The organism is Streptomyces sp. NPDC003023 (assembly GCF_042888225.1).
Taxonomy (GTDB): domain Bacteria; phylum Actinomycetota; class Actinomycetes; order Streptomycetales; family Streptomycetaceae; genus Streptomyces.
Genome location: NZ_JBIAPL010000001.1, coordinates 1,509,175 through 1,526,083, shown reverse-complemented (window position 1 = coordinate 1,526,083; position 16,909 = coordinate 1,509,175). Strand labels below are relative to the sequence as shown.

General features: G+C 73.2%; 7 protein-coding genes and 1 pseudogene. 1 reads left to right on the top strand and 7 read right to left on the bottom strand.

Annotated features, from left to right (window positions below):
* Positions 1 to 14: 14 nt before the first annotated feature.
* From ACFYV1_RS06480 to ACFYV1_RS06460, 5 genes are all read right to left on the bottom strand, one after another.
* The gene (locus ACFYV1_RS06480; RefSeq protein WP_389394213.1) at positions 15 to 704 is read right to left on the bottom strand and encodes an SH3 domain-containing protein; all 690 of its coding nucleotides are present in this window, start codon (positions 702 to 704) and stop codon (positions 15 to 17) included.
* A 160-nt stretch (positions 705 to 864) separates the two neighbouring features.
* On the bottom strand, positions 865 to 1,659 hold the full coding sequence (locus ACFYV1_RS06475) for a BTAD domain-containing putative transcriptional regulator (protein WP_389394212.1): 795 nt from the start codon (positions 1,657 to 1,659) through the stop codon (positions 865 to 867).
* A 105-nt stretch (positions 1,660 to 1,764) separates the two neighbouring features.
* Entirely contained in the window at positions 1,765 to 7,785 is a 6,021-nt protein-coding gene (locus ACFYV1_RS06470; RefSeq protein WP_389394211.1) for a hypothetical protein, read from the bottom strand.
* 14 nt (positions 7,786 to 7,799) lie between these two features.
* A complete protein-coding gene (locus ACFYV1_RS06465) occupies positions 7,800 to 10,451 on the bottom strand; it encodes a hypothetical protein (protein ID WP_389394210.1) in 2,652 nt (883 codons plus the stop codon).
* A complete protein-coding gene (locus ACFYV1_RS06460) occupies positions 10,448 to 13,357 on the bottom strand; it encodes a DUF6603 domain-containing protein (protein ID WP_389394209.1) in 2,910 nt (969 codons plus the stop codon). Before ACFYV1_RS06460 ends, ACFYV1_RS06465 begins: the two co-directional genes overlap by 4 nt.
* 634 nt (positions 13,358 to 13,991) lie before the next feature.
* Here ACFYV1_RS06460 and ACFYV1_RS06455 point away from each other — a divergent pair.
* A pseudogene (locus ACFYV1_RS06455) lies at positions 13,992 to 14,594 on the top strand (N-acetylmuramoyl-L-alanine amidase); the annotation flags it as partial.
* Positions 14,595 to 14,748: 154 nt separating this feature from the next.
* On the opposite strand, the gene ACFYV1_RS06450 reads toward ACFYV1_RS06455, so the two are convergent.
* A complete protein-coding gene (locus ACFYV1_RS06450) occupies positions 14,749 to 16,050 on the bottom strand; it encodes an NAD(P)/FAD-dependent oxidoreductase (protein WP_389394208.1) in 1,302 nt (433 codons plus the stop codon).
* Between the two features lie 63 nt (positions 16,051 to 16,113).
* On the bottom strand, positions 16,114 to 16,905 hold the full coding sequence (locus ACFYV1_RS06445) for a helix-turn-helix transcriptional regulator (protein ID WP_389394207.1): 792 nt from the start codon (positions 16,903 to 16,905) through the stop codon (positions 16,114 to 16,116).
* Between the last annotated feature and the right edge of the window lie 4 nt (positions 16,906 to 16,909).

The window sequence follows — 16,909 nt, the reverse complement described above, 5'->3', positions numbered from 1 at the left end:
TGGTCCGCCCTGATCTAGCATTCACCGATGTCCGGGAGCCAGGCGTCCGGGTGGTCGATGAAGATGTTGGACAGGTAGCCGCCGAGGGCGGGGACGAAGGACCAGGCGTCGTTGGTGTGGCCCGCGGTGTTCACCGTGTCGCCCCTCGTCTGGCACTGCACCTGCACGCGCGTCGGCCCGGACAGCACGGAGACGACCGGAGCGTCGAGACGGGGCTGCGCGCGTACGTTGACACCGGTGCCCCATGTGACGAAGTTCCCGGCCGCGCCGCCGTCGCTCGGAGCGTCCGGCGTCCCACCCAGGACGGCCAGGTTCCAGTCCTGGGTGTCGTCGCACCGTGCGTCGGCCACCACCGAGAGGTGGAAGTGCTTGTCGTGCGGATTGGGACCGTCGTACGGGCCCCACTGCCAGCCGCGGTTGGTGGCGATGCGGCTGTTGGCGATGACGTACTTGATCCGCGGGTCGCGGCTGTCCAGCAGTTGGTCGGCCATCTGCTGGATGTCGAGGCCGTGCGCCGGATCGTGGGTGAAGTCGCGGGCGGTGACGATGCCGGGCCCGTACCAGGGATTGTGGTCACTGGCGTTGCCACGCGCCAGGTGGGCCGCGTCGCCGATGCCGCCGTCGTAGGTGAGGCTGCGCCCGGGGAAGCGGGCGTCGATCTGCCGGCGGAGGGTTTCCAGACTGTTCGCGACGCGCCACGACATCTTGGTCTCCTCGTCCGTGAGGCGCGGCGTCCGGGCGGGCGCCGCCGTTCCTTCGCCGGCCTTCACATCCCAGACTAGGGAGCCGGCCGTCACCGCGGTGTCAACGCGTCGTCATCTGCCGGCCTCTGCGTCCTCTGCCGTCGTCTGCCGTCATCCGCCGTCATCCGCCGGAACGGCTCACGGCCTTTCGGGACAAGTGCGGTCCCGGCCCGTGCACGGGCAGAATCTGTCCGTGCACGGAAAGCATCGCGGTGAACCGGGGGGACGGTTCCACCCCCATTTCCTCCCGCAGCAGCCGGCGGAACGCGCGGTAGTGGCGCACCGCTTCGCTCAGGTTCCCCTCCGCGAGATGTGCGGACACGACGGCCCGATGCGCGCTCTCCCGCAACGGCTCCAGGCGTACGCCCGCCCATGCCGCTTCCAGGGCCAGCGCCGCTCTCCCCTGGCGCGTCAGTGTCTCGGCCAGCGCGTCGAGCGCGTGCAGCCGTAGCTGACGGAGCCGTTCACGCTCCCAGTGCACCCAGTCCTCGTCCCAGCCGGGCAGCAGATCGTCCCCTGCCAGCAGGTCGATCGGCGGGCGGCCCTCGAGCGGGGGAACGCCGCCCCGCATGACGCCGAGCGCCGTCTCTGTGAGGGTGTGCACGTCCACCCGCATCGCCGCGGCGGCGACGAGTGAGTCCCCACGGCACTGGATCAGCGGTGGATCGGCGTGCGGGAGTTTCCACAGCGTGGTGCGCAGACTGCCTCTCGCGCGTTCTTCCGTGACCTCGGGCCACAAGGTGCCGGCCAGTACCGTACGCGACGCCCGTCCGCGCATTCCCATGAACGCCAGCAGTCGCTGCCCGTTGCGGCCCAGTTCGACCGGCTCGGTGCCGCACTGCAATCGGAACTGACCGAGCAGCCACATCCGGTGAGGAGGGGAAAGCGGCTCGACCGACTCGACCGACAGTGTCATGACGCCGCTCACTCCCTTCCGTGGTCGATCCTGCGGCGGATTTCCCGCCGTCTCATGGGCGCGGGCACGGCGCCCGTGCACGGGGCCCGGGGCCCGGGGCCGGACTCAGCGCGGCCAGGGCTCGGAGGGACGCACCGTGTCGAAGGCGAGCCCACTGGAACTCTCGCCGCTGCCCGGTGCCTTCTCCCGCCGGGTCCAGCAGTGCCAGGACCCGTCGAACCACCGGGCCAGCACCGGCCTTCGCTGCACGATCACGCCCTCGCGGGGTACCTCCTCCTCATGCACCCACTGGTCCTTCGTCAGCAGCCGCCCACGAGGCTGCGAGGTGACACCGGGCTGCAGCAGCTCGACGAGCCGGAAGCGGACCACGCCCGGCGCGACGGCCTCCGGTACGAGGGGCAGCCAGTAGTCCGGGACCACGGTCTGCACGCCGTAGGCCGGGGGTTCCGGCGGGACCTCCCGCGGCTCGACGGGCAGCCAGTGGTCGCGGCGGTCGACCTGCTCGCCCCGGGTGTCGGTGAACATGTGCTCGACCGCCCAGGCCACGTTGGCCAGTTCGTCGCGCACGAGCGCGACGCGCTCCAGCGGCTCGCCGGCCAGGCCGCGTTCCGTGGGCATGACCAGAAGCCCGCCGGCCGCCGGGTGCGCGGGATCGGGGCTGTGCGGGGTGAACATCGTCCAGGCTGGGTCGTCCCTTCCGGCGCGTTCGACCAGATGGGTCCGGCCGAACACGTCCTTGACGGTGAGCAGGTTCAGGGAGGTCAGCGACCCGGCGGGCACCTCCAGCGGGACGGTGAACCAGTCGTTCCCGTAGACCGTCGCGAAGGAGATCAGCAGCAGCCGCCCGGTGTCGAGGGTGGACACGTCCGTCGAGGCCAGGTCGATGCGCGCGTCCTCCATCTCCCAGAAGCGGTCGGTGGGCAGGCCTCCGTAGCGCACCGGCGCGGGCAGCGCGGTGTCGGAGAACGTGTACGGCTCGCCGCCCGGCGGCGCGGGTGAGGCCTGCGGATCGATGTCGACGGTGAACCAGTCCAGACCGTCTCCGAGGTACTCGTCCGCGCGCAGGACGGTGCCGCCGCAGGACAGGCTGACGGCGTGCTCGAAGCGGTGCGGGTCGTAGGTGTCCGGGCCGGTGCCCGGCTCCTCGAATCCCGACCAGCAGGTGCCCCTCCAGAGCCGGGCGACCTCCCCGAGGGGGCCTTCGAGGCCCCCTGCGTCGATGGCCGCCGCGACCGCCGCCGCGTCGGGTACCCGGCCGCCGAGCAGACCGACGAGGCCCGTGTCGGCAGCGGCGCCGTCGGCGGGCATCAGGAACGGCCGCAACGCCTCCGTCGCGGTGTCCGCGACCCCGGCCTCGTCCAGCATCCGCAGCAGCCGGCCACCGCCCTCCGCCCTCAGTCGTTCGTCGATCAGCGGGACTTCGGACTCGACGAGGGCGTCCAGCGGGCCCTGCCGCGGGTCGTACGACACCCATTCCTCGCTGCCCGCCGGCCGCCAGGCGTCGATCGTCGTGCTCTCCCCGGCCAGCGTCACCTCGGCCGGGGAACCGGCGTCCTGCGCGGTGAGCTCGCCGAACTGCCACTGCCTGGTCAGCAGCCACAGCGGGTCGTGCACCCGGGCGGCCAGCCCCGGGGAGACATCCTGGGTACGGTGCCAGGGCTCGAAGCGGAAGGGCCCCTCCTGGTCGGAATCGAGGCGGCGGGTCGCCACGGCCGACAGTTCGATGCCGAAGCCGTCCACGGAGGGGATCCGGATCGCGGGCAGAAGATTCCGCATCATCGGCATGTCATTGAGGTCGACGGCCCGAAGTTTGGCCAGTTCCACCGTCTCGAGGACCACCTGGGCCAGCCCGTCAGAGGTCCAGCCGCGCTCGAGGTCGGGCGGCACCGCGATCAGCACGCTGTGCGGCGCCTGCGCGTCGGGACGGTCGTAGTGGAAGGCCACGCCGGTCAGTTCGGACTCGGGTGGCGACAGCGGAGCCGGCGCGGTCGGCGTGACCTGACGCACGGAGTCCGCCCCGGGGAGCAGCTCGGTCCATTCGTCGAAGACGACCGCGCTCCACGGACCGCCGGGCGTCAGCGGTCGCGGAAGGTGCCACACCATGTGCGACCGGGCGGCGGGGCGGCTGCCCGCCGGGAACGGGCCGCCGATCCACGGGTCGTCGGTGGCCACGGGGTCCTGTGCCGCGTGGAGCGGCTCACGTCGGCCGCCCTGGACGCCGGCCAGCAGCAGCGTCTCGTGCAGGGTCCGGATCGCGGGCCGTACGGTGCCGTACCGGCGCAGCCATTCGTCGCAGTCGGAGCCTGTGACGTCGGGCCGGGCCGTCGGGGCGGGCCCGCTGAGCGCGGGAAGCAGCGGCACGTCGGCACCGAGGACGTCGACGAGGGCGCCGCGGACCTGCGCGAGCCAGCCGGTGTCCGCCGCCCCCTGGGCAGAGGCCAGTTCGACGAGCCGGTCGGCGCCGGGGCGCGGAGCGACGGAGGGGTCGGCGGCGAACGCCGCGAGGCGTTGCCGTACGTCGACGAGGTCGACGGTCCGACCGGCCGGTGCGTCGGACCCTTCGGTCCCGTCGGCGCCTTCGGTCCCGTCGGCGCCTTCGGCGAGGTGGGACGGCAGCAGCGGCTGGGCCGTCGCCAGCAGCGAACGCATGCGCACCGCGAATCCGTGCAGTCGGCTCCAGCCGTCGCCCGTGAAGGTCACCGGCTCGGCGGGGTCACCGCCGAGCGACGCGACGACGGCGTGACGCAGCCGCTCGCGCTCGCTGCTCGCGGCGTCCAGGACCGTGGTCAGCGGTCCGAGCCCGAGCCGGTCGGCCGACAGCTCGAACGGCCGTCCGCTGCCCGTGGCTCCGTCGCCGCCCGCCTCGCCGGTCAGCACCCAGCCGCCGGCGGGGCCGAGCAGCCGGATGATCCAGGCGTTCAGCGTGGGTTCGAGTCGGGCCGCCGCGTCCACGGCCCAGCCGGCCTGGTCCACCGCGTCGGTGGACAGCAGTGCGGCCACCCGGTGGGTGATCGCCCGGGCCCGGTGCGGGGTGCGCAGCACATGGAACGTGTCCGGCACGTCCTCCGCCCGGCCCAGGGTGTCCGCCGTCAGCCCCGCGCGGATCGGGTTGCCGCCGACGAGCTGGTGGACGCTTTCCGCCAGCAGCAGGTCGCCGACCGCGTCGAGGGCGTCCGCGGCGTCGTCGAGCAGCGGTGTGACGGCCGCCTGTTCCTCCGGGGTGCCGAGGAGGGCGAGTGCGGTGTCACGGGCCCGGACCATGGCCATCCCGTCGGTGACATTGTGGGCGGCGATGGCCTCCGCACTGCGCGCCCAGAGACCGGCGGCGGCCTCCTCCCCCTCCGGTTCGGGCACGGCCGGCAGCGGGAACGCCAGACGGAACCGCTCGATGAGGTGGTCGAGTTCCGCGTCGTGCAGCGCCCGTTCGAAGCGGTAGCCGAGCAGCGGGCCGAGACTCTGGCCCCGGCGGACCCCGCCGAGCAGCCAGCGGGCGATCCGCGCCCGGCGGGAGGTCAGTCCGACGGCGAAGGTCTCCTCGCCGGGATGACCGAGGAAACCCGAGCGCAGCACCGCCGCCGTCGCCGCGTGGTGGAGGGACGGCGCGTGGATGTACCCGTCGGCCGGCGAGGCGAACACCGCGTCGCGGCCTTCCTCCGCCTCGATCGCGATGCGCTCCTGCGGAGGCTGGAGATCCTCCACGTAGCCGTAGCCGCCGATCCGGACTCCGGTGACACCGGAGGCGCGCAGGTCGGCGAGACGCATCGTCGCCAGCGAAGTGATCCAGGCGTCCAGGCGGTGCGCGTACACGTCGACGACCTCGAGGAGCAGTTCGGGCAGCCGGGCCGTCGGTACCGCGCCGAGCGCTCGCAGCGCCTTCTCGAGGTCGGCCAGCGTCCCGGCCGACCGGGCGGCGGCGGCGAGCCGTTGCGGCCGTTCCTCGTCGTCGAGGCCGTCGAGGACGTCGCCGACGATCTGGTCCACCTCGTCGGGGACGGCGAAGGCCTGCCGGATCGGGTCGCCCACGCCGTCGTCGCCCTCGAGGAATGCCCAGTGCGGGACGCGGAGCATCTCGGCGATCAGCCGGGTGCACCGGCGCCTTCTTGCTTCCTCGGCGGCCTGTTCCTCGGCGAGGGCGGCCTCGACGTCTTCCTCGTCGGCGGATGCCCCGTCGGGCGGTGCGCCGTCGGTCACCGCGCCGTCGGCCGGCGCCCCGTCGGTCGGCACCTCATCGGCCGGCGCGTTCTCCGCGGGCTCGTCGTCGGGGAACACGCTGTAGAACGTGAGCCGCCGGGCCGGCGTCTCTTCGGGCCGGGAGGACCGTTCCACCGGCCACTTCTGCTCGTACGCCTCGAACGAGGCCCGTTGGAGATCACCGGTCAGCAGGGTTCTCACGTCATGGAGGTAGTCCGCCGTCGCCTGGGCGGCGGCGGTGAAGGTGTCTCTGGGCTCGAGACGTTCCACGAAGGCCGGGGCCCGGGTCACCGGGTCGAAATCGGTTCCCAGGTCGGTCCAGCCGTCCGACTGCGACGTCCAGCGCAGGCGGCCGTCGGCCGGGAGTCCGGGGACCCCGAACTCCGTCGGCGGTGTGTCGCGCGAGACGCCGGACGCGGTGAACGCGGGGCCGTTGAGCCGGCGCATGGCCAGCCCGGTGGCGACCGGCAGCCGGGTGAGGATGTCCACAGCGACGTGGTCGACGGGTGTTCCGGCGCGAACCCGGGGCACGTCCGCCAGCGCCGCCCGCCACTGGTGTCGCAGCCTCAGCAGCCAGGGCACCAGCAGCGTGTCCGCACCGCGGACGCGCTCGGCCCGCCAGTCGGTCAGCGACGACGCCGGCAGCAGCCCGTACGGCTGCCGGCCCACACGGATCAGCGGCAGCGGCCCGCGACCTCGGACGTGAGCGGCGAGGTGGTCGCGAACGGCTCGCCACGGCCCGGCGTCGTCGGTGGTGAAGCTCGACGGGTCGGCCAGGTTGTGGTGCGCCACGGCGGCCTCGGCGAGTCCCTTGCCCAGCGTGCTCCAGGTGAGCATCGACAGCGCGGCGACCGTGTCGCCCTCCGGATCGGCCGCACCCGGGCAGTCGCCGAGGAAGCCCGCGTCGGGAAGGCCGAGCGCCTGAACCAGCCGGTCGGCCGCCGGGCGTTCGGCCAGTGGCGGATCGGCACGGTCCGGTGCCCTGGGCTGCGGGCGCGAGGACCAGCCGGAGCGGGACTCCGGGGTGTTGTTCGTCGGCGTGCCGGCGGCGAGCACCCCGAGACCGGCCCCGTGGGCGTGGCCGAGCAACAGGTCACGCAGCCGGGAGGCGCCGGTCGCGGCGTCGTCCTCTCCGACGCCCAGCACCACCAGTTGGTCCAGGTGGTCCGTACCCTCGGGAAGGGTGATCTCCACGGCCATGCCTGAGCGTTCGGCGACCGCGAAATCGAGCGTCCAGTCGCTGCCCGACCCGTCGTCGAGCAGCACTCCGAGCGGCAGCGGATCCGGTACGTCCCGACCGGTCACGTCCATGACGGTCGCGCCGCCCGCCAGGCCGAGGAACCGCCACCGCCGGGGCATCATGACCGTCCTGGCGGGCCGCGGTGCTCCTTCGGGCCGCACCACGGGCGGCGGGGCGCCGGGCCGTGTCGCCCGCGTCGCCCAGGCCGCCCGTCCGGGCCGCATCCGGCCCAGCAACGCCTGCCAGGCCTCCGGGCCCGGTGCCTGCCAGTACGCGGCTGCGGCCTCGGCCTCGGCGGCGGTCAGCTGCGGGTCGAACGCGGACAGATGGAGATCGTCGGGGTAGACGCGCACCCGCAGTGTGTCGGGGGTCCACCAGGTGGTCTCGATCCGCACCGGCAACATGGCGACGGGATGGGTGTTCGCGACGGCGAACAGCGGCTCACCCGCGTCCAACTCCTGCGCCAGCGCCGCCTCCGCGGTGCTGACGCCGCTGTTCAGTTCATCGGCCGTACGCCTCAGACCGGCCTGGAGTTCGGCCGCCGCGGTCAGCGCGGCGCCGACGTCGGCACCGGCCGTGGCCTCGTCCTGGAGCCGGCGCAGCGCGGCCTCCTGCTCGTTCGCGGCGGCCTCGGCCGCGGCAGCGTCGCGACGCTGCTGTTCCAGGTGCCCGCGTGTGAAGAACGAGTCACTCATGGCCGGCACACTCCTCAGGGGCCAAGCATGGTCACGGCGTCGAAGGCGAGTTGGAAGGGCTGCTGGAACGCGATGCGCGCCATGTCCGCCGGATCCCTGCCCCATTCGGGCGGGTCGCCGGAGGCAAGCTCCTCAGGAGGCGTCGGCAGCGCGCCGGGCCGCACGACGATGTGACGGCCGCCGGTCACCGGAACGTGCGCCCAGGTGAGATCGCTCCACCGTGCCGCTGCCGGCGGCGGGGCGTCGGGCGGGGTTCCGGCCGGGGCGAGGTCGAAGCCGAACTGGGTGCCTCGCATGGGCTCCCGGAAGACGAACATCCAGCCTTCCGACCGGGCCCTGGCATCGTCGATGCCGGGGAACAGGTACAGCACGGTCGCCTCGTCCAGCGGCAGCGGATTCGCCGGAACTCCCTGGAAGTCGGCCGGGAGACGGCCGTTGACCCCTTGCACGGCGACCATCGGTGTGCCGGGGAACCGGCGCAGCAGTTCGCCCCGCACCAGCAGTGCCAGGCTCCCTTCTCCGCCGGTCCGCGCATGGCTGCCGAGCGGGTCGGTCACCGCCCAGCGGGCGATCTCGTCGACCTCAGGGGTGCCGGACGGGTCCGGCCAGAATCGCGCGAACGGCGTGCCGCGCTGGTCTGTCGGGTACTCGCGCCACAGGAGCTCCCGGTTGAACTCGTGGTTCAGACCCACGAGCAGCGCCTCGATGAACTGCGGATTGGTCTCGAGCAGGGTCGCCGAGTCCGGGGGCAGGCCGCCGATTCCGGGGATCGCCCACTCGGGCCAGCGCTCCAGGAGTTCCTCCGCCATCGGCACCTCGAAGTCGGGGTGCCGCATGATCGGCCGCAGCGGACGCGGATCGTCCTCCGAGCGTCCGATCACGTCGGAGACGGGGATGCGGTCGGCCATCCGGCGCAGGTGCAGCGGCAGCGGCCGCAGCCCGCCCTGTATCTCGGTGACCAGGCCGGTGGCACCCGGCTCCGGCGCAGCGAGGCCGGGCTCGGACGGGGCGATGAACTGGACGTTCGCCAGTGCCGTCTCCAGCTTCGTGGGCTCTTCGGACGGCGGCGCTTCCTCTTCGCCGCTGACCGGCCGGGTGCGCCTGACCCGCCGGGCCAAGGCGCCGTTGTGCCGGGTCAGCCGGGCGAACGCGGTGTCGGCGGTCCCTGACGGGAAGCCCGGCACGCTGTCGAGCAGACCGCCCAGAGTGGCCGGTGCCTCCGTCTCCGCCACCGGGGTCGCCACGGCGACCGGAATCCGGTGCCGCACCGGCGCCATCGCTGTGATCACCTCGGAAGGCGCCAGTCCCTCCAGATGCTTGCTCTGGCTTCGTTCGGCGACGGCCGCGGCCAGTTCGGCGGTGGCCAGCAGCCGGTTCGCCCGTCGGATTTCCCCCACCTGTTCCCAGGCCCGCGCCATCAGGAACTCCTGCTCCAACTGGACGTACCGGGTGCCGAGCGCCGCGGCCACGCGGCGGCGCACCTCCAGGTTCAGTGTCGTCAGCCAGCTCTCAGGTTCCGCCTCCGCCTCCGCCTGCGCCGGCAGTCGCAGTTCGCCGCTGTGGTGACTGCCGTAGAGGGGCGCGGCGACCGCCGCCGCTTGCTGCCCGGGAGGGGGTTGGGCCGGGTCCGGCGGGGTCTCCGGTACGGTCAGACGGCGGCCCGGTTCGTCGATCCGCTCGCGGATCAGTTCCCGGAACCGCTCCTGGGCGGCCGGGTCGGACCACACCTCCCCGCCGGTGGCCTCGGGCACCCGCAGCGCCCCGTCGACAGCGACGGTGACCGGCCCGTCCGCGGCCTGTGCCGCCTCGCCCGGCCAGGGTCTGCTGACATCGACGATCCGCGTGCCGAGGCCCGCCTCGGAAGCCGGGCGGAACTCCAGTCGTCGGGCCAGGTCCTCGAAGGTGCCCTCCTTCCCGGTCCTGAAGCGCCACCAGTGGTAGACGGGAAGCTCCACTTCCGGTTGGTCCGTCGGCCACGCGTCACCCGTCAGCCCCTCCGGCGACCGTTGCAGCCCTGCCTCGCGGCCCGCCGCTGTGGCGGGAACGACGCAGGCGAACCATCCGCGGTCGCTCGCGAGCCGACGCGGGCAGATCAGCCGGGCGATCACCTGGCCGGACCTCGCCCTCAGCCCGATCCCGGCGAGCCTCGCGGCCTCCACCGCATCGGTTACCCCGTCGTCGAGCCGGGCTTCCACGTGCGCCCATGCCCAGTTCTCCGCGAGCGGCTGCAGCGCCTGGACCGGCGCGGTGACCACCGGCAGCGGGCCGCCGGCCGCGGGCGGCGCGGCCTCGCTCTCCTCCAGCACGATCAACGCCAGCCACGGCACGGGCCGGTTGTCGCTCTGTCCTGGCGCCAGCCGGCCGGCGGCGAGCTGCCACGGCAGGTCGGCGTGGGCGAACTCCACACACGCCAGGGTGTTCTCCGAGGCCGTGAGACAGCCGGGCACGGGCTCCTCGCGGATGACGAGCGCCCGCTGGAACCCCATGACGTCGCCCGGACCGAGCAGCGACAGCTGCGGCCCCGGTGCGTCCACCCTCAGCTCCTCCTCGGCCCCGGTCCTGGTGAAGACGACGGTCGGCCGGAGCACCGACCGGCCGTTCTGAGCGCCGGTGGCCGCGACACCGGCACCGAGCTGGGCGGAGGAGAAGAACCATCGCGTGCTCATACCGGCAGCTCCCAGCGCTCGACCAGCTCGACTCCGAGACCCGGTTCCATCCGGCCCTTCAGGGCCTGCCAGGCGTCGGATCCGGCGGCGACCAGGGACACGTCCTCCAGCACGGGCCGCAGGCGCCGCACGTCGGCGACGGCGAGGCTGACCGGCCGCACTTCGACCGCCGACCGGGCGACGCGCCAGCGTTCGAGCCGCTCGCCGACGTTGCGGAGCAGGACCCTTTCCCGTCCGAACAGACCGATCCACGGCACGCGGTCGCGCTGCGGCTCCTCGGGCCGCGGCGGAGGCTTGTAGCCGGTCTCGTACGTGTCGTCCACCCGGTGGCCGGTGCCCATGCGCAGTCCGTCGGTCGCCAGACGCAAGCCTCCGGCGCGGGTGACGAAACCCGGTGTGGCGAGCTGCTGTTCCTCGTTCATCGCGAAGAACTCGCCGGGTACGAAGCGCTCGGGCACGGCGTCCAGTTCCTTCACGTCCAGCGGACCGGCGCCGAGCCCCACCTCCTTGACGATCCAGGTCTGCGGCGGAACCGGGAGGCGCTGGTACCGGTCGATCGGCACACCGAGCGGCACCACACTCTGGCTGACCCGCAACGTCGCGTCCGGATGGACCAGTTCGCCCTTGTCCAGCTTCCCGGCCGCCTCCTTGGTGAAGGTCAGCGCCAGCCGTTCGGCGGCGGGCCGCTGCACGACCCAGGCCTCCGTGCGCCCGATCACCTCGCGCAAACGGTCCTGTGGGCCGGCTCCGAACGCGACACCCCGGGCAGGGGGCAGGCCCCAGTGGATGTCGAAGTCCAGCTCGACGTCCCAGAACAGCACCGAGATCGAGCCGGTGCCGAAGGCGTGCCAGGGTGCGGGGCCCTCCAGGGTGAAGTCCAGCCCCACACTCGCCAGCCGTCTGCCGAACGCGCGCACCGCGACGCCGGCGTACACGCGCACCGAGAAGGCGAAGGGCTCGAACACGCACAGGGCGTCCAGTCCGAGCCAGCCCTCCACCCCGCACCCGGCGATCATCGCGTCGAGCTGCACCCGGCCGCCGAACTGCAGCGAGTTCGAGGTCACCGCGAGGTAGGCCTCCGCCCGCAGGCCCCAGCCCCCGCCGGGCGCGAGGTCGAGCTGCAGCCGCTGGAGGGCCGGCACGCCGGGCGGCCGGTTGAAGCGGGGGTGGAACCCGCCGGCGGAGACCACGAACTCGGGCCGGTCGCCGCCCCGGAAGAGTACGTATATCTCCCCGCTGAGGGCGAGACCGACGATCCAGGAGCCGGCGAGCGACGCCAGCACCTCCACCACGGGCTCACCCGGGTCCATCCGGCCGAGCACACCGGCCTGCAGCCGTATCAGCGGCACCGCCGGATGCGGCACGGCGACCAGCAGCCGCCCGATGAACACCGCCTGCACCGGCGCGGGCATCTCGAGCACCACCGCGCCGGACAGCGAGACCAGTTGGTGGCTCCAGGTGAGCCGCACCATGGGCCCGATCAGGAACCGTCCCCTGCCCTTCGGGAACGCCGCCGACAGGGCGGTCACTATCTCCCCGGCCCGACCCGTCGCGTCGGCGGGAAAGAGCACCCGGTCGGCGTTGCCGTCGCTGACGAGACCGGTCAGCGCGGTGATGTCGACCCGCCGGTTGACGCCCACCAGGCCGCCGACCGCGTCCAGGGCGAAGCCGAAGCCCAGTTGCAGCCCAGGTGGGGGAAACTGCGCGGAAAGAATCACCAGGAAGCTGGTGGCCGGATCCTGAGGGGTCGGGGGCAGGAGCAGGCCGACGGCCTCCAGGCGCAGCACCCCGAGGTCGATGGTGATCAGCCCCGAGTACTCGCCGTTCTGCTGATTGCGGCCGATCGTGCCGCTGCCGGACACCGGCGGCAGCGCGAGCTGGACACCGATGCGTTCGGGGAACAGTGGATTCACCCGCCCCGGTTCGAAGCCGAGACGGGCGTCGGGCTTCAGCGGCACGGGGAGGGTGATTCCCATCCGGTCGATCGTGGCGTTCAGGGGCAGTCCCGGCAGCGCGGCGGCGAGGGAGACCACCACCGACAGTCCCAGCGCGCCGCCGGCGTCGGTCAACTCCACCCCGGCGTCCCGCGTCCTGATGCCGGGCCGGTCCAGCCGGAGCGGCAGGTCGGCGCGCATTCCTCCGTTGCCGGCGAAGCGCAGTCCTCCGGCCCGGTCGGCCCGCAGGGTGACGGGGGGCGCGGAGGGGGGCGCCGTCAGGGGGGTGGAGGCGGCGGCACCGACGAGTTCGGCCAGGCCGGGCGGGAGCGCCGCGGCGGTGAACTCGGGGAGCTTCACCTCGACGGAGGCCGGGGATCCCGGCTCGGCGGTGACCGTGACGGCCACGCCGCCGACGCTCACGCCGGGGCCGCCGTCGAGACCGGCCTTGAGCGGGCCGGCGCGCTCAAGTGTCACGCGGGCCGTGCCGGTCGTCGCCACGGGAGACGACCCGGGGGCGACGGAGACGTCCCAGCCCTCGGAGGACGCTGCGGCCGCCTGGAGATGCCACGGGCCGGTTGCGAGGTCCACGGAGACACTCGCGCCGGGTGTGACGACGATGTCGACGGCCGGCCCGCCGGGACTGACCGCGAGCACCGCGCGCCCGCCGGCGGGGTCGGTCGCCACCAGCGCGACCCCGCGCTGTGCGCCGGGCGCGCGCTGCCAGCCGTGCAGGCGCACCGGCGATCCGGAGGACAGGTCGCCGAGCATCTCGCGCACCAGCGTCACCAGCGGGTCGCCGGCCGGGATCGCGTCGGCGGCCGTCAGCAGCCGGCCCTCCAGCGATGTGCCGGCCGCCGACGGCTCCGGGCCGAGGGCGCCGATCCCCCCGGCCAGTTGGCCCGCCGCATGGTCGGCGAGCCGGAACAGCTGCCCCGTGACCAGGTTCCACAGTTCTTGGGGGTTCATCATCGCCTCCGGGCGCTGATGCCGGGACGTCGCCGGGGTCGGGCCGAGGACCATGGGCCCTGGCGGCCGGCACTGCTTTCTGACACGGCCCGGTCCATCCGGTGACTCCTGGTCACACAGGGACCTGTGGTCCGCGAAAGCACTGACCTCTGGTCGGAGGACGCGGACCGGGTGGCCGGCCGGTGGCAATCCCGTTGCGGGTTGCCGGGCTCCCATTCGTCAGTATGCGCCCTCAGGGAGCGGGCTGTCGCGGTGACTTGACGAGTGGAGTTATCCTGTCATTGATCAACGGAAGGTGTTCGGGGCAGGGCCGTCTCGCCGACAGCGGCGGACCGGAGCCACCCGACGACAGGTGCCCGGCGCCCATCTCCTTGTCGGTTCAACATTGTTGGTTCGACTTCGTCGGTCCGACTTGCCGGATCGGCTTCGGGGCGAGAACTCCTGGCGATCGAACAGCAGCGGTGGCGCTCACGGGCAATCCCGAAGTCCATGCCTGCGCTTCGGGGCGGCGAGCCGTGAGCCACGACCAGGTCAACGGGGCCGGCAGGTCACGTCACAAAGGTGTGGCGCGCCGACCCGCACAGCCGCCCGGCCCGGACTCGGGCCAGGAGGCGGCTCGAGATGTGCAAGGAGCATCATGGCCACCCCACTCTCGGGGGACGAATTCATTGCCGCGTTGCGCACGGGCGGGCTCACGGTCGTCGAGCACCGGTCATGGCGGACGCACAACCGCAACCACAAGGGGGCCTGGGGTCCTGTGCACGGCGTGATGATCCACCACACCGTCACCTCGGGCACGACGAGCAGCGTGGAGCTGTGCTACAACGGCCACTCCGCTCTGCCCGGCCCGCTGTGCCACGGCGTCATCGCGAAGGACGGGACCGTCTTCCTGGTCGGCAACGGCCGTGCCAATCACGCGGGGAAGGGCGACGGCGACGTCCTGCGGGCGGTGATCGACGAGGTGGCGCTGCCTCCCGACAACGAGACCGACGCGGACGGCAACGCGCACTTCTACGGCTTCGAGTGCATCAACCTCGGTGACGGGCGGGATCCGTGGCCCACGGCGCAGATGGAGGCCATCGAGAAGGTCTCCGTCGCTCTCTGCCGGGCACACGGTTGGAGCGAGCGCAGCGTGATCGGCCACTTGGAATGGCAGCCGGGGAAGGTCGATCCCAAGGGGTTCGAGATGGCCGATCTGCGGCGGCGGATCGCCGACCGGCTGACCGTGGCGGCGTCCGGCACCAAGTGAACCCGCCGGCCCGGCGGATCGACCGCGCACCGGCTCCTCCGTGACAGGCGGCCCGGCCCGGTGCCTCGCCGCGTTCCTCGGCCGGTCCGGCCCGGTGCCTCGCCACGTTCCTCGGCCGGCTCGACCCCGTGCCTCGCCGCGGTTTTCAGCCTGCCCGGCCGGCCGGGTCGCCGCCGGTCGCCGCTGCCGCCCCCCGCCCGGCGACGGGGGCGGTCCGGCCGAGGAGATCGGGCAGCGGTACGTCCGGGTCGGCGAGCCGGACCGGGTCGACCGGCTGCCCGGAGACGACGAGGGCGCGGATCGCGTCGGTGACGTCCCAGACGTTGACGTTCATGCCGGCGAGCACCCGGCCGCCGGCCAGCCAGAAGGCGATGAACTCGCGGGTCTGCGTGCTGCCGCGGAAGACGACCCGGTCGTAACCGCCGGGCTCCACGTAGCCGGTGTACTCCATGCCGAGGTCGTACTGGTCGGTGAAGAAGTACGGCACACGGTCGTAGGTGACGTCCTGGCCGAGCATCGCCCTGGCCGCGGTCTGCGGCTGGTTGAGCGCGTTGGCCCAGTGCTCGACGCGGATGTGTTTGCCGTACAGCGGGTGGAAGGCGTTGGCGACGTCCCCTGCGGCGTGGATGTCCGGGTCGGAGGAGCACAGTCGGCCGTCGACGCGGATACCGTTGCCGGTCTCCAGGCCCGCGGCCGCCGCGAGCGCGGTGTCGGGAGTGATGCCGACGCCCACGACGACCGCGTCGGCGTCCACGCGGCTGCCGTCGGCGAGCACCACGCCGTTCACCCTGCCGCCGCTGCCGGTGATCTCGGCGACCTGGACGCCGCAGCGCAGGTCGACCCCGTGGTCGGTGTGCAGTTCCGCGAAGATCCGGGACACCTCGCGACCCAGAACCCGCAGGAGCGGCAGTTCCGCCGCCTCCAGCAGTGTCACCTCCGCACCGGCCGCACGGGCGGCGGCCGCGGTCTCCAGGCCGATCCAGCCGGCGCCGATCACGGCCACCCGCGAGGCGGATCCGAAGGCTTCCTTGATGCGGTCGCTGTCGGCGAGGCGGCGCAGATGCAGCACGCCGTCGAGGTCGGCACCGGGCACGGTGAGGCGGCGCGGCGAGGAGCCGGTCGTCAGCAGGAGCTTCGCGTAACCGATGCGGCTGCCGTCGGCGAGGGTCACCTCGTGTGCCGCCGGGTCGACCGCGGTGGCGGCGGTGCCGAGCCGCAGGTCGATCCGGTTCTCGGTGTACCACTGGGGAGGGTGGACGAAGACGGTGTCGCGCTCGTCCTTGCCCAGCAGATAGCCCTTGGACAGCGGGGGCCGCTCGTAGGGCTGCTCGGTCTCCTCGCCGACCAGGACGAGCCGGCCTTCGAAGCCCTCCTCGCGCAGTGTCTGCGCGGCTTTGGCACCGGCGAGGCCGGCCCCGACGATCACGAACGCGGTGTGCTCCGGCATGGTCCGCTCCTCTGTGCGTGGTGGGCTCGCGGGTCGGTTCTGTTCCGTCCGGCGCGAGCCCGGTCAGTCGGTTGTCCGGTCGTCCGCCCTCACACAGTTCCCTGCCGCGGGTCCGGCCGCGGGTCCGGCCGGGCCGTCAGCGCCGGCCGCGGCGCGCAGCTCCACACAGCAGCGTCCGGGGCGGGGCGCGAGCACCGCGTCGATGCCGGTGGTCTGCAGCCCGGTGAGGAAGCCGCGGAGGAAGGCGTGGTTGATCCCGCACACCAGCTGCGGTGAGCGGGCGGCGATGGGGTGGAAGGGGCAGTTGAGCAGCCGCAGTTCGGTGGGGGCCGGCCGCTCGGGTTCGAAGCCGTGCTGTTCGAGGACGGCCTCGCTGAGGGTGACGGACCGTTCGGGTCCCAGGCGGCCGGGACGGCTGCGGGCGCGGGTCTCGGCACCGAGCCGCTCGCCCCGGCGGTGGGCGGTGCGGAGCGCCGCGGTCCGGGTGTCCTCCCCCGGTCCCTGTTCGAGGACCGCGTCGACGAGGATCTCGGCGAGCACGTCGGGACGGCGCTCGGGGATGCTGATGCGGATGTCGGTGTCCGGCTCGTAGACCTTGGGTCTGCGGCCGACCCTGGGCGCGCCGCCCGGGTTGCCGTATCCGGCGCGCAGCAGCCCGGCCGCGACCAGCTTGTCCAGGTGGAAGGCCGCCAGCTTGACCGAGATCCCGGCGTCGGCGGCTGCCTCCTCACGGGTCACCGGGCGGTGGGCCCGCCGTACGAAGTCGTACATCCCGCGGCGGAGCTCGTCGGCCAGGACCGAGACCGCCTCCACGCCGGCGGCGGTGGAGGGTGCCTGCGCCCTGTCGGAGGTCATACCC

Excerpts from the sequence above, each read along its gene's own strand:
- ACFYV1_RS06470 (WP_389394211.1), bottom strand. The coding sequence starts at position 7,785 with ATGAGTGACTCGTTCTTCACACGCGGGCACCTGGAACAGCAGCGTCGC.
- ACFYV1_RS06475 (WP_389394212.1), bottom strand. The coding sequence starts at position 1,659 with ATGACACTGTCGGTCGAGTCGGTCGAGCCGCTTTCCCCTCCTCACCGG.
- ACFYV1_RS06460 (WP_389394209.1), bottom strand. The coding sequence starts at position 13,357 with ATGATGAACCCCCAAGAACTGTGGAACCTGGTCACGGGGCAGCTGTTC.
- ACFYV1_RS06465 (WP_389394210.1), bottom strand. The coding sequence starts at position 10,451 with ATGAGCACGCGATGGTTCTTCTCCTCCGCCCAGCTCGGTGCCGGTGTC.
- ACFYV1_RS06445 (WP_389394207.1), bottom strand. The coding sequence starts at position 16,905 with ATGACCTCCGACAGGGCGCAGGCACCCTCCACCGCCGCCGGCGTGGAG.
- ACFYV1_RS06450 (WP_389394208.1), bottom strand. The coding sequence starts at position 16,050 with ATGCCGGAGCACACCGCGTTCGTGATCGTCGGGGCCGGCCTCGCCGGT.
- ACFYV1_RS06480 (WP_389394213.1), bottom strand. The coding sequence starts at position 704 with ATGTCGTGGCGCGTCGCGAACAGTCTGGAAACCCTCCGCCGGCAGATC.